Annotated in this window: 13 protein-coding genes; 5 read left to right on the top strand and 8 right to left on the bottom strand. The window is 55.0% G+C overall.

Annotated elements, in window-relative coordinates; genetic code table 11:
• Window positions 1–23: 23 nt before the first annotated feature.
• Window positions 24–167: a hypothetical protein gene (locus IEX04_RS00585; protein ID WP_188684109.1), complete on the bottom strand. Its 144-nt coding sequence runs from the start codon at window positions 165–167 to the stop codon at window positions 24–26.
• Window positions 168–338: 171 nt separating this feature from the next.
• Here IEX04_RS00585 and IEX04_RS00580 point away from each other — a divergent pair, with 171 nt between their 5' ends.
• On the top strand, window positions 339–1115 hold the full coding sequence (locus IEX04_RS00580) for an alpha/beta fold hydrolase (RefSeq protein ID WP_188684020.1): 777 nt from the start codon (window positions 339–341) through the stop codon (window positions 1113–1115).
• Between the two features lie 5 nt (window positions 1116–1120).
• The gene (hrpB, locus tag IEX04_RS00575) at window positions 1121–3676 is read left to right on the top strand and encodes an ATP-dependent helicase HrpB (protein WP_188682934.1); all 2556 of its coding nucleotides are present in this window, start codon (window positions 1121–1123) and stop codon (window positions 3674–3676) included.
• 74 nt (window positions 3677–3750) lie between these two features.
• Here the strand turns inward: hrpB and IEX04_RS00570 are convergent, their stop codons facing one another.
• On the bottom strand, window positions 3751–4983 hold the full coding sequence (locus IEX04_RS00570; RefSeq protein ID WP_188682932.1) for an acyl-CoA dehydrogenase family protein: 1233 nt from the start codon (window positions 4981–4983) through the stop codon (window positions 3751–3753).
• Between the two features lie 81 nt (window positions 4984–5064).
• Window positions 5065–5754, bottom strand: coding sequence for a TetR/AcrR family transcriptional regulator (locus IEX04_RS00565; RefSeq protein ID WP_188682930.1), 690 nt, complete (start codon window positions 5752–5754; stop codon window positions 5065–5067).
• A gap of 151 nt (window positions 5755–5905) precedes the next feature.
• Here IEX04_RS00565 and IEX04_RS00560 point away from each other — a divergent pair, with 151 nt between their 5' ends.
• Both IEX04_RS00560 and IEX04_RS00555 read left to right on the top strand, forming a co-directional pair.
• Window positions 5906–6337 (top strand): DoxX family membrane protein, encoded by a 432-nt coding sequence (locus IEX04_RS00560; RefSeq protein ID WP_096255658.1) that lies wholly within the window; start codon window positions 5906–5908, stop codon window positions 6335–6337.
• A gap of 101 nt (window positions 6338–6438) precedes the next feature.
• Window positions 6439–6678 carry a hypothetical protein gene (locus tag IEX04_RS00555; RefSeq protein ID WP_188682928.1) on the top strand — a complete coding sequence of 80 codons (240 nt, stop codon included), beginning with the start codon at window positions 6439–6441 and terminating at the stop codon, window positions 6676–6678.
• A 67-nt stretch (window positions 6679–6745) separates the two neighbouring features.
• Here the strand turns inward: IEX04_RS00555 and IEX04_RS00550 are convergent, their stop codons facing one another.
• The 3 genes from IEX04_RS00550 to IEX04_RS00540 all read right to left on the bottom strand — a co-directional run bounded on the left by IEX04_RS00550 (window position 6746) and on the right by IEX04_RS00540 (window position 9891).
• The gene (locus IEX04_RS00550; RefSeq protein ID WP_188682926.1) at window positions 6746–8200 is read right to left on the bottom strand and encodes a DHA2 family efflux MFS transporter permease subunit; all 1455 of its coding nucleotides are present in this window, start codon (window positions 8198–8200) and stop codon (window positions 6746–6748) included.
• A gap of 60 nt (window positions 8201–8260) precedes the next feature.
• Complete coding sequence (locus tag IEX04_RS00545; protein ID WP_188682924.1) at window positions 8261–9259, bottom strand: PhzF family protein; 999 nt, start codon at window positions 9257–9259, stop codon at window positions 8261–8263.
• A gap of 92 nt (window positions 9260–9351) precedes the next feature.
• A complete protein-coding gene (locus tag IEX04_RS00540) occupies window positions 9352–9891 on the bottom strand; it encodes an AMIN-like domain-containing (lipo)protein (protein ID WP_188682922.1) in 540 nt (179 codons plus the stop codon).
• 204 nt (window positions 9892–10095) lie between these two features.
• On the opposite strand from IEX04_RS00540, the gene IEX04_RS00535 reads away from it, so the two are divergent.
• Entirely contained in the window at window positions 10096–11190 is a 1095-nt protein-coding gene (locus IEX04_RS00535) for a mechanosensitive ion channel family protein (RefSeq protein ID WP_188682920.1), read from the top strand.
• 29 nt (window positions 11191–11219) lie between these two features.
• Here the strand turns inward: IEX04_RS00535 and IEX04_RS00530 are convergent, their stop codons facing one another.
• Entirely contained in the window at window positions 11220–11864 is a 645-nt protein-coding gene (locus IEX04_RS00530) for a YqaJ viral recombinase family protein (RefSeq protein ID WP_229676922.1), read from the bottom strand.
• 64 nt (window positions 11865–11928) lie between these two features.
• Window positions 11929–12231, bottom strand: a complete 303-nt coding sequence (locus tag IEX04_RS00525) for a glutaredoxin family protein (protein WP_188682918.1) — start codon at window positions 12229–12231, stop codon at window positions 11929–11931.
• Window positions 12232–12261: the final 30 nt, after the last annotated feature.

Below are 12261 nucleotides of genomic sequence, written 5' to 3'. Positions count from 1 at the left end.
AACGAATCCTCAGTTTTTTTGGATTAGTAATTCGAGGGTGGATCAGAGGCTGGGAATGATTCGTCTTCCCATTCCTCCACTAACTCTTCTTCATGATCGTGCTTCACGTGTGCCTTGGCCTGTTCCTGAGTCTCGACTCCAAGTTCGTCCTCGTGACCGTTGCGCATGATGCTCCTTCCCTCGCATGTCTCTGTGTCGCGGCATTAAGCCATCGACCTCATACTTTTAGTGTCATCCTTTTTATGACCAAAGTCGATAGAAAGCGGGTAATGCACACCGGGCTGGTGCCCGGCGAATTGCTCGCTGAGACACAAGGGGATTTAATCGGAGGTATGCCGATGATTAATAACCCCGCAGATGGTGCCGAAATCTTCTTTGATGACGGCCAAGCTGTCGGTGAGCCAATTCTTTTCCTCCACGGGTCGGCGCTCTCACGTTCTATCTGGCGCGGGCTGGGATATACCAAAGCCTTAGGCACCAACCATCGCACCATTCGCATGGACCTTCGCGGGCATGGCAAATCGATGAAGTCTCATCAAAGCTCCGATTACACGATGGACAAAATTGCCAGTGATATTTATGCCGTACTAGATAATCTTGGCCTTCCGGCAGCACACATTATTGGTTACTCTTTCGGCGCGCGGAGTGGATTGCATGTTGCCATGGACCGTCCTGATCGGGTCCTGAGCCTCACGATGCTCGGGGGAACCTATGAGATTACAGACGGGGAGATTGGCAAACTGTTCTTCCCTGGTTACTTAGAAGTATTGCGTCAAGGAGATATCGAAGGTTTTGTCACCGGACAAGAAACCCGCGGCAGGCTAGACCCAGCCACCCGATTAGCTTTCCTTAACAACGACCCCTTGGCCTTGGCGGCCTACTACGACGCAGCCGAAACCGTGCAGAACTTAGAGCTGAGCCAGCTTTCGAAGATCACCACCCCCACGCTGTTATTGATTGGTACCCGTGATCAGCCCCGCTTTGATCAAAATAAGTTGATGGCCCGCGCTTTGCCACACGCTCGACTGGTTGCGCTTCCGGGCCGAACTCACGGTAGTACCTTGTTCCCCATTGAACCGGTGGTTAGCGCGATTCAAGCTTTTTGGGCGGTATAGCACCTATGAATCTCCAAGCCTTTGACCTTGAACGTATCGCCTCGGGTTTGGCTTTCGGACTAAGTCGCCAAGAACTACAAGTTGCGTTGCAAACTCAACCGAGTCGGCCCTTAGTCATTCAGGCGCCACCGGGTTCGGGTAAAACCACCATCGTGCCACCCACCGTGGCCGTGGCACTGGCTGCGCAAGGGCTCACCGGCAAGATTATCGTCACTCAGCCACGCCGTGTAGCGGCCCGTGCCGCGGCACGTCGGTTAGCGCAACTGGATGGTTCAAGGCTGGGGGACAAGGTAGGTTTTGCGGTCCGTGGTGAACGTCAAAGCTCGGCAAATACCCAGGTTGAATTTGTGACCGCCGGACTGATGCTGCGCAGGTTGTTGGCTGATCCAGATTTAGCCGGAATCAGCGCGGTGATCATTGATGAGGTCCACGAACGATCCATCGATACCGACCTTTTACTGGCCATGGTGAACCAGGTCAGCGAGCTGCGAGATGATCTGAGCCTGATCGTGATGAGTGCGACCCTGCATTCTAAAGAACTTTCAGAGCTCCTGGCACGTGATGAACCTGCGCGGGTGTTGACGGCTAACACCGCACAATTTGAGGTGACCGAACTCTTTGAAAGTTTCTCTAGGCAACGGATCACCGAACGTGGAATCAGCGCAGAGTATCTATCCCATGTCGCACAGGTGGCGGTGAAACATTCAAAACTACTGAACCAACGCTCCACAACCGTGATCGATACCCTGGTCTTTGTTCCAGGCGCCCGCGAAGTTGACCGTGTCTGCGCCCAGATTGCAGCATCTGGGATGACCGCCTTCGCCTTGCATTCTCAAGTACCCACAAAGATTCAAGACCAGATACTCGCCGAGCCGGATGTTACCGAAGGACCACGAATTATCGTGTCCACCTCGATTGCTGAGTCCTCATTGACCGTGCCTCGGGTACGTCTAGTAGTTGACGCTGGTTATGCGCGCGAACCGCGCCGGGACGCCGGGCGCGGTATCGCTGGACTGGTCACGGTGGTGGCAAGCCGAGCGTCAGCCACTCAGCGAGCCGGCCGTGCAGGACGACTAGGGCCTGGAACGGTGGTGCGCACCTTGGATGCCAAAGCCTTTGCGGCGGCGCCAGCCAGTTCTGCCCCAGAAATACGTACCGGAGATCTGGTTCAGGCCGCGCTTTCGCTGGCTGCTTGGGGCGCACCGCGAGGAGCGGGGCTCCGGCTCTGGGAAGAGCCTCCGGCTAAGACGCTGCACACCGACGAAGAGGTGTTGCGCGCACTGGAAGCGGTAGATAGTGAAGGAAAAATCACCGCATTGGGCGAGCGCATGGTGAAAATTCCGGCAGATCCGAGGACGGCACGTGCGCTGCTAGAAGGCGCCGAACATTTCGGTTCACGTCCCACCGCGGAAGCGGTAGCCCTGCTAGCCAGCTCGGAACGAATCGCCAACGCTGATCTGGATGAATTGCTTCAGGCAATTCGGCGCCCCACACATCCTGGTCACCGAGCCTGGGAACAAGAGACCAAAAGACTTGAAAAACTTACCGGGAATGCGCGGAGTCAAGATGCGTCCATGGCTCTGGCCGGTGTCTGCGCCTTGGCCTATCCGCAGTGGGTGGCGCACAAGGTCCAAGATCATGACTACCTGCTGGCATCAGGGACGCGCGCTTCCTTGCCGCGCGGTAGCCACCTGGCGCATTATGAGTTTTTAGCGATTACCGAGGTGACTCGTGCTTCAACAAGTACCGGTGCAATGATTCGCCGAGCGGTGGGTATTGAACTAGAGCAGGTGCTTAGTTTGCTCAGCCAGCTTCATCAAGTCAGCGAAAGCGCAACGATGGTGGATGGGAAGATTTCGGCCCGCAAGGTTGAGTCATTGGGCGCCATTGAGCTCGCCTCGCACCCGATTAAGGCCACGAAGGAACTCGGGCGCAAGGCTGCCGCAACGGCGCTTCGCGAGCAATCGTTAGCGCTTTTTGGTGAACAACAAGCCTTTGAAAATCTACGCCGCCGAATGGGTGTGGCGTACCGGCTTTTGGGGGCACCATTTGTCCCGGTGGATGAGGCGAGTTTAATAGACGGCGCGTCAAACTGGCTGTCGGCAGGCTTGGAGCATTTGGCCTCCGGGAAACCTGCATCAAAGATAGATCTGGTAGGAGCGTTGCGAACGCTCTTGCCGTGGGAGCATGCTCATGAATTTGATTCCTTAGTTCCCGAACGACTACAAGTGCCCTCGGGGTCACGGATTCGAATCGAGTACCCGCCGGTGGATTCAACCGGTCCGGCAGTGGTGGCGGTGAAATTGCAGGAGTGCTTTGGACTGAAAGATTCTCCACGGTTAGTGAGGGAGAAACTGCCGGTACAGTTCCACTTGCTTTCACCCAAGGGCAGCCCACTGGCGGTCACTGAGGACTTAGTAAGTTTCTTCAACGGTCCCTACGCACAGGTGCGTTCGGAAATGCGCGGAAAGTACCCAAGACATCCTTGGCCAGAAGACCCGTGGGAGCATCAAGCCACCGCATACACGAATAATAGGCTACGCCGGGAAAGTAAAGGCTAAGAAAGTAAAACCGTGGCCGAGGCACCAATAATATGGTGCCTAAGCCACGGCATTAGTTGTCTCAAATTGTTGGGTTAGGCGAAGGCCGAGATGCCGGTAATGTTGCGGCCCATCAGTAGCGCTTGAACGGTTTCGGTACCTTCATAGGTGTGGATGGCTTCAATATCGGCAAAGTGCCGGGCTACTCGATTACTGGTCAGAATCCCGTTTCCGCCAAGGAGATCACGAGCATTCGCAGCGATCTGGCGTGCGGTGCGCGTTGCAGTGTATTTAGCCAGAGAAGCCTGCGGGCCGGTGAGTTCTCCTCGTGCCTCACGCTTGGTGGACTGCACCGCAAGTAGCTGAATGGTGGCCAGTTCGGACTGCATCCGGGCCAGACGTTCCTGCACTATCTGGCTTGCTGCCAGTGGGCGGCCAAACTGTGTGCGAGCCTTAGCGTAGAGCACCGCTGATTCGTAGCATGCGGTGGCGTGGCCCACCGCAGACCAGGCGACACCCAAGCGGGTGGCAAAAAGTACTCGTGCGGTGTCTTTGAAGCTATGGGAGTCCGGGAGCACATCTTCATCTGGAACAAAGACGTTCTCCATACGGATATGAGCCTGCCAGATGGCACGCAAGGAAAGCTTATTTTTAATGGTGGTGGCGGTGTAGCCAGCGGATTCCTGATCAACCAAGAAACCACGCACCTTACCGTCGTCATCACGTGCCCACGTGACGGTGATACCGCCAATGGAACCGTTGCCAATCCACTTCTTTTCGCCGTTGATGACATAGCCACCGTCGACCTTATGGGCGCGGGTTTCTAGACCTACTGAGTCCGAACCGTGAGTCGGCTCGGTCAGTGCGAAGGAGCCGGCGAGTTCGCCTGCAAGCATCGGAACACCGTATTTGGTCTTCTGTTGCGCACTACCGCAGAACATGACCGAGCGAAGAGCCAAGCCTCCCTGAACGCCAACGATGGTAGCTACCGAGCCGTCACCGCGTGCCAACTCCATGTTGACTAATCCAGCGGCCATCGGACTCATGGGTTCATGGCCGGCAAAGTCCAACCCGTCACGGAGTAGTCCGGCGTCACCGAGTTTTTTAATCAGGTGAAGTGGGTAGTCTGCCTTGTCCCAGTATTCGTGGATGTCATCTTTGACTTCATCCAGGATGAAGGTGCGGGCCTTGTGACGCCACGCGGCATCTACCGGGTCGACTTCGGCAAGCACTCCGGTGGGGTCAATATCTACCCCGTCGGCCCATAGATCGTATTCGGGTTCCACAACGCCGGTGGGAAACTCAAATTCGGTGTGCTGCTGGGTCATTTCGTGTGCTCCTAGGCAGAGAAGGAAAACTGTTCTATACCCAGCCTAATGGAACTCAATGTCATGTCAAGAAACTAAGTGTCAGTCTCGGTGTTCGCGCAGTGCCTTTGATACGGCATCAAGTACCGCTTGTTCGTCATCTCCTGCGTCAAGAACGGAAACCACCACACGCGGCGCTTTGGAGGACTTTGCCTTGGGGGCGTGGTTGGGATCCAGTAAATCTGCGAAACGGTCCAAAAATAACGACACGTCTGCAGCCAAATGCTCCCGATCCGTGGCGGAGGGGTCGCGCAACCATAGGCGCAGATGGTCATTGTGGATGGCGACCAACCCTGCGCTGATTCCCAGACTCAATGCACGGTGCGGAGCGGTATTGGTTAGTTCTCTGGCGGAGAGGAAATCATAAAAAGCACGTTCATAACGGTGAGTGGAAACCAGCTCACGTTCGCGCAGCGAAGGCACCGAGGAAAGTAGACGGTGACGTAACTGGGCCGCCTCGGGGTTCATCGTGTACTGGTCAAAGACCACGTGCGCCGCGTCGATAAGCGTTTGTGTGGCACTGACAGAAGAAGCAGCAAGTGTCGTTTTCACATGAGTGATGATCATTTCCTGATCGGCAAACACCATGTTTTCTTTGGAACCAAAACGGCGGAAGAAGGTGGACCGTGACATCCCGGCGGTGGCAGCCAACTCATCGACGCTGGTGGTGTCGAACCCCTGGGTAATCAAAAGGTCCAGAGCGGCTGAAGGTACGGCGGAGGAAGAGATCATGATTCTTGAATTTAGCATGTTTCGGCTAATTGACTCCGGCTCACAGGACTAAATGATTGTGATCATTCCCCGGGATGACTACGCTGAGGTTCAAGGCAACTCATAATTGCGAGTGCCGCAGTAAATCTACTTAGAAGAGAAGTGAGGGCCCATGGGAATCTCTATCGCAAACGCCGCTCTACGTTTGGTCAGTGGCGCATTCATTCTCAACAGCGGAATCAACAAGCTTCGCATTGACGAAGCTAGCGCCGCCGGACTGCAGCAGCTGGCCTCCAATGGCGTGCCGCAGTTGGGGCAGCTGGAACCGGCAGCCTTCGGCAAGGCGGTTTCGGTCTCCGAAATTGCACTGGGTAGCGCTCTGCTCCTACCTATCATTCCTTCGCGACTTGCAGGTCTTGGCCTCGGAGCATTCTCAGGCGTACTGCTTGCTTCCTACTTGCGCACCCCGGGAATGACCGAATCTGATGGTATTCGCCCGACAAGTGACGGCACCGCTTTAGCCAAGGATGCTTGGCTTGCAGGTATCGCAGTAGCACTGATCTTTGGTCGTCGCTCGGCGAAGCTGGCGAAGAAAAAGAAATAATTTAGCCTCCACGGTGAGCAAATTTCCAACTGACGTAAGTTTTAGTTGGTACTGCAAGCCTTCAGTAGTCATTTTCAGGTTTCGAACCAAAAGGAGAACCCATGGGTTTCTTGGATAATGCAAAGAAGAAGCTGGGCGAAGCAGTCGAGAACGTCAAGGAATTTGCCGACGACGCTTCGGAGAACGTTAAAGAGTTCGCTGCTGACGCGTCCGAAAACGTGAAGGAATTCGCGGCCGACGCTTCGGAGAACGTGAAAGAATTTGCCGCCGATGCGCAGGAAAAGATCGGTGAAACCGTAGAGAAGGTCAAGGGCGAGGACAAGCCAGACCAATCTGCATAGTCGACTTTGTCTGAGCAAAAACGGGGTGGGTTCCATGTGGAACCCACCCCGTTTTGGGCTTTTGAGGCTAGGAAACTTTCTTCTTTTCCGGGACGTTGAGGAATGCCACCACAAGTATCGCGGCAATGGCCACAAAACCAGGTAGCAACAATGCCTGCCCCAGACCCACAGCTGTCGCTTCAGGGATAGCTGTGGGACCCTGAGTTTGAACCTTGAGAATCTCGGTGGAAACACGTGCTTCCATCATGACCGCAATGAGCGCAGAGCCAAGGACCGAACCGATCTGCCTGGTGGTGTTGTAAATGCCGGAACCGGCTCCGGCATCACGTGGGGTGAGGTTTTTGGTTGCAGCGAGCGAAAGCGAAGGCCAGATCATTGCTGAACCAATACCTTGCACTGCGGAGGGGATCAGCAAGGTCCACAGCGCAATGTCCGAGTGCATCATCAATGCGTAAGCTACGGTCGCGGTGCCGATCAGGAAGAACCCTGGCACGGCGAGGGTCCGAGGATTAAACCTGTTGACCGTCTTTCCTAGCACTGGGGCAATGAAAATTGCCACGATGGCCATCGGGGAGATCATCAATGCCGATTGGGTAGGAGTCAGGCCTCGCACATTCTGCAGGAAGAACACCATGGGTAGAGCCATGGTAGAAATGGTCAGGCCCATGCAGGTGATGGCGACGTTTGCCAGCGAAAAGTTGCGAACCTTAAACAGCCGCAATGGAACCAGTGGTTCCTTGGAAGTCTTGGATTGCCACCAAATGAACACAGCGAAGAGCGCCACACCGAGAACGATCATGTGCCAAGAGCTCAGTGGGCCGATGAATGGTTCCCAATTTGTTGAGTCGCCTTCTTGGATGCCGAAGACCAAAGCAAACATTGCCAGGGCGGAAAGTGCTACGCCAACCCAGTCGAAGGAATGAGCTTGTGGCGCTAGGCGGGGAACAAATTTCAACAACATGATGAAGCTCAATACGGCGATTGGCAGGTTGATGAAGAAGATCCATTCCCAGCCGACCGAGTCGACTAACAGCCCGCCGGCAAGGGGGCCCAACAGAGTAGCAATACCCGCGACGGCTCCCCAGAGTCCCATCGCGGCTCCGCGGTGTTGATAAGGAAAGAGTCGGGTGATCAGCGTCATTGCTTGTGGCGAGATCATTGCCGCGCCTAGGCCTTGGACAGCACGGGCAATGGTGAGCGAAGCCAGTGAGTCTGACAGCCCGCACCACAGCGAAGCCAAAGCAAAGATCAGCAACCCGATGAGGTAAATATTACGTGGACCAAAACGGTCTCCGAGACGCCCGGTGATGAGCAGTGGCACCGCAAAGGTGAGCAGATAAGCACTGTTGATCCAAAGGATCCCAGAAATATCGGCATCCAGCGACTTCATGATGGCGGGCATCGCCGTCGACACAATGGTGGTGTCGAGCAGGATCATGAAGAAACCAATGACCAGTGCCCAGAGGGCACGCCAAGCGGTTTTTCGGTCAAAGTCTGGTGGGGAGTTTACGATTTCAGGCACTGACCCAGAGTAATGCTTGCACGGTGAAACTAAAATGCATTATCTGGCTTAGCGAGGGATTCAGTCGAAAGTCACAGTTCCTTCAATGCGCGTGGTGACATCCCCACTGACCCAGAGCCCGCTTTCACTCGCTTCAATATGCAAGATTGCCTCGCGACCCACGCGGGTGCCCTGGCGGACTGTGTAACGCTGCGGTGCCAATCCTGCCTTAGTCATCCACACGCCAAAGCCGGCGTTGAGTGAACCCGTTGCAGGATCCTCCTGGATGGCCTCACCAGAGACAAAAGCACGCACCTCAAAGTCTGCAGGTGGTTGAAGAACCACGGAGCCAAAGCGCTCCTCGGAACGAGTCTGGTCCGAATAATCTAGCGGACGCAGTTCCTCGCGCGTCCCTGAAATTCGGGGCAATAAGGTAGCTTGAGGCTGCCAGACGCCTTGGGCCACACTAGAGGCAGTGTAGGGTCCAATGACTCCGAGCTCCAGCCCGTCAAGGGCCGCATAATCAGGCTCAATTCCTAGCACGAGGTCGGCATCGCGCAGCAGTAGTCCGGCGTGGTGGGGGCCATTGACCAACCACTGATGGGCAATGACATCTTCTGAGTTAATCCCCAGCCCGGCAATTGCCCACTGCAAAACATCTTGCTCTAGGGGCCCACTGCGGGTTAACGGGGGAGCAAGGAAAGCGAGACGGCGCTCATGCTTTTCGCTGGCGTCGCGTTCGATCCGTACCTGAATTAACCCGGCATCACACTGCTGGAGCAGGTGGCCGTTGGTTCCAGCCTGACCTCCAGATTCAAGCCACGCATGCGCAGCACCTAGCGTGGGGTGCCCGGCAAAGGGCAACTCGGTAGTCGGAGTAAAAATACGAATTGCGTAGTCGGCTTCGGGCTCGGTGGGAGTCACGAAGAAGACGGTCTCCGATAAATTCAGCCACTGGGCGAAGCGTTGCATTTGCGTGGAATCGAGATGATCTGCCTCAAAGACAACGCCGAGCCCATTGCCGTTGAAGGCTGTGGGGGCAAAAACGTCAACCTGCTGATAGGCAAATGTTCGATACATATAAGCATCGTGGCACATTCTTCAGCAGGTTGACACGGTGTTACGCGGTGCGCCCAGTCATGACGGCAAGCTCATGGCTTAGGCACAGCTGGTTACCATTTGTGAGCAACATCGATCACCAAACGCGATCCTTGCTCTGGGCCAGAGAGGACAAAGGCACGCATTGGCAGTCGTGCCCGCGTGGAGATGCCGATCTTGGTCTGGCCTTCAAAACTTCCCAGCCAGAGCTGCTGGCGGAAGGTTGTGTAATTCAGTGTTTTGATGGTGGATCCGGGACGATAGCTGGTGCTGGTTCCGGACTTCAACAGGATTTCTAGTTTGGCGCCACCCGTGGTGGGTACCGCTTTCCCTGATCCGATTCCGGTCAGTGCGCTGACGTATTTCACCGAATACCCATCGGGGTTACCGTTGAGGTCTATCACCATCCGGTCAAAACAGGTATGGCGTCCGGTACGAATATTAGCCATCGTTGAGGAACTTGAGACGTTGGAGGTCTTGGATAAAGAACCCCAATAAACGGTCTGGCATCCGGCCGCTGCGGTAGCCACCGGGGCTGCCGAGGCTGCAGGGGTTACCGAGAGCATGCTTGCTGCGGCGAGAGCTGCGAGAAGTCCAAGTTTGGTGCGGCGCATATGAACCACCGGCTTTCTATCTGAGTGCGCCCTAGGGTCCGGCACGGGCCCATAAGACTACTAAAACCCTGTTTTGGCCCCGGAACAATACACCGGAGCTAACTGGAATTGATCTGGTGCGTATCCGTGACGCGGGAGCCGGTCTCCGGGTATATCCAAGGTGTCGCTCAGCGTTCAACTAGTCTCGTGTGACATGCTTTAACGATGTTGCCAAGCCCGTCTGCACCTATCGATACCACCGTCGACGAAGTCGTTGAAGCCTCCAGCTTCCTACCTGAACCGTTGCAATTTCTGGTTGTTGTCGCTGTTGGATTAATTTTTTCTGCCATTCTTGCCTTCCTGATCAGTGGTCTGACACACCGCATTTTTCAGCGCACCGGACTCGGTGAGATCAAGGTAAAAAGCGCAAGAATCCCGATTTTCGGTACTTTCGCTTCAATTGTTCTCAAAAGTTCGCTGTTTGCCTTCCACCGCGACAGTAGCTCTTACAAGCTCTGGCAGTTTGTGCTGCTCATCTGTTTGGTGTTCTTCCTGACCTGGCTCATTATTGTGCTGGTCAAGGTTGTTGAAGAGGTTCTGCTGGCGCGCATCAGAAGCCGTTTTGGTCCAGGTCGCAGATTAGCGAAGGTTCAGACGCAGGTTGGTCTACTGCGCAGAGTACTTATTGCAGTGCTCTGCATTATCGCCGTAGCTGCCGTGTTGTTGACAATTGAACAGGTCAGAGCATTAGGCGCAGGTCTTTTGGCCTCTGCTGGTCTTGCTTCGGTAGTTGTTGGTTTGGCCGTCCAGTCCTCGTTGGCCAACGTGTTTGCCGGCTTGCAGATTGCCTTTACCGACTCGGTGCGCGTGGATGACATCGTGGTGGTCGAAGCCGAACGTGGCAGCGTTGAAGAAATAACTTTGACTTATGTGGTCGTGTTGCTCCTCGACGGACGGCGGATGATCCTGCCTTCCACCTACTTCACCACCACGCCATTTGAGAACTGGTCGCGGCGCAGCACCGAGATTAGCGGCAACATCACCTTGCAATTAAAACTCAATGCGCCGATTGAATATCTGCGTACGCGTACTACCGAATTGCTTGAATCTTCGGACTGGTGGGATGGACGCGATAATAGCCTGCTCGTGACAGACACCTTAGGCGGACTGCAAACGGTAACCATTTATTTATCAGCCAGGGATCCTGGAGACCTGTGGAACCTGCGCAATATGTTGCGCGAAAAACTGCTGGGCGAACTTGTCCAGACTTATCCAGAATGCTTGCCAGACCCACGCACCATCCAGAACCCACCGCTATAGCCGGGGTAAACCTCCTGCGCCTTGGATATTTAGAGGCGCAGGGCCGCCGGACCGTAATCCAGATACTGCTGTTCGCGGGAGGTTGACTCCCGCAAGGCGGCAATGAGTTGCTCGGCTTTGTCGATGAGGTCTTGGATCATCGAGTCGTCTCGCTCGATCCAAAGGAACTCGGGGACCGCCTGAACTGGCACGAAGTTATAGTGCTGTTCCCAGACGAACAAGGTGCGTTGAGCGCCGATGACATGCTGCTGCCAGAGGACCTGGCGAAGGTAATTTTTAGGGATCCGTTTGAACGGCTTATTGGTAGTCTTAATTTCCGCTAATACCGGTGCGCCATCTTGATCAAAGCCCAAACCGTCTGGGGTTGCCAAATGCAGCCGAGAATTTTGTGAGTGGAAAAGTTGTGAGGAAGGGAAAATATTGAAGTTTTCCTGCACCCAAGCGGCGATGACCGGCTCGCGACGTCGGCCGTGCTCGGTGTAAGTGTTACCGGAGAACCCTGAACCGTAGAGCTTGTCCCAGGCGGCATTCCGAATGGATTTTTCGGTAGACAGCTTAGCTACGTCTGTCGCGGTGATACCTTGTGACCGTGCCCGTAACCATTCAATACGGTTAGTGGAATCTGCCAACACTCGTTGGAAGCATTCATGGTCAACATTAGGCACACTAGTCACCTGATCCATTCTTCCCCATGAAGTGGCTTATCCGGTGCAACATCGCGCTGAAACGTAGGTGAGCCTAGTCGCTGACATGGGCTATGGCAGATAATAATTGCTGCAAAGTTGGGGTGTCGGCTGCCCGGAACTTTTCTTCGCCGTGCACCAGCAGACGAATCACCGGTGTTGAAGTTACCGCTAATTCTTTGCCGCGGGCTACCTGTTCCACCACATCGATCTCCTCGACGTTGAGGAAGGGCAGCAGTTCTTGGGCACGGTGAACTACCTGTCGTGCGCGCACGCATGGCGCACAAAATGGTTGGGTATAAAGTTCGAGCAGCATCATCAACGAGCCTACCTCCAGATGCTTAGCCAGGCAGAGCATTGGCTCCTACCGGGGGATGAGTTCGCCCAC

The sequence above is a fragment of the Glutamicibacter ardleyensis genome, from assembly GCF_014644555.1.
GTDB classification, from domain to species: Bacteria; Actinomycetota; Actinomycetes; order Actinomycetales; family Micrococcaceae; genus Glutamicibacter; species Glutamicibacter bergerei.
This window is presented reverse-complemented; position numbering and strand designations above follow the sequence as displayed.

Coding starts and splice junctions, on each gene's coding strand:
- IEX04_RS00585 (WP_188684109.1), bottom strand. CDS start 167: ATGCGCAACGGTCACGAGGACGAACTTGGAGTCGAGACTCAGGAACAG.
- IEX04_RS00580 (WP_188684020.1), top strand. CDS start 339: ATGATTAATAACCCCGCAGATGGTGCCGAAATCTTCTTTGATGACGGC.
- hrpB (WP_188682934.1), top strand. CDS start 1,121: ATGAATCTCCAAGCCTTTGACCTTGAACGTATCGCCTCGGGTTTGGCT.
- IEX04_RS00570 (WP_188682932.1), bottom strand. CDS start 4,983: ATGACCCAGCAGCACACCGAATTTGAGTTTCCCACCGGCGTTGTGGAA.
- IEX04_RS00565 (WP_188682930.1), bottom strand. CDS start 5,754: ATGATCTCTTCCTCCGCCGTACCTTCAGCCGCTCTGGACCTTTTGATT.
- IEX04_RS00560 (WP_096255658.1), top strand. CDS start 5,906: ATGGGAATCTCTATCGCAAACGCCGCTCTACGTTTGGTCAGTGGCGCA.
- IEX04_RS00555 (WP_188682928.1), top strand. CDS start 6,439: ATGGGTTTCTTGGATAATGCAAAGAAGAAGCTGGGCGAAGCAGTCGAG.
- IEX04_RS00545 (WP_188682924.1), bottom strand. CDS start 9,259: ATGTATCGAACATTTGCCTATCAGCAGGTTGACGTTTTTGCCCCCACA.
- IEX04_RS00540 (WP_188682922.1), bottom strand. CDS start 9,891: ATGCGCCGCACCAAACTTGGACTTCTCGCAGCTCTCGCCGCAGCAAGC.
- IEX04_RS00535 (WP_188682920.1), top strand. CDS start 10,096: ATGTTGCCAAGCCCGTCTGCACCTATCGATACCACCGTCGACGAAGTC.
- IEX04_RS00525 (WP_188682918.1), bottom strand. CDS start 12,231: ATGCTCTGCCTGGCTAAGCATCTGGAGGTAGGCTCGTTGATGATGCTG.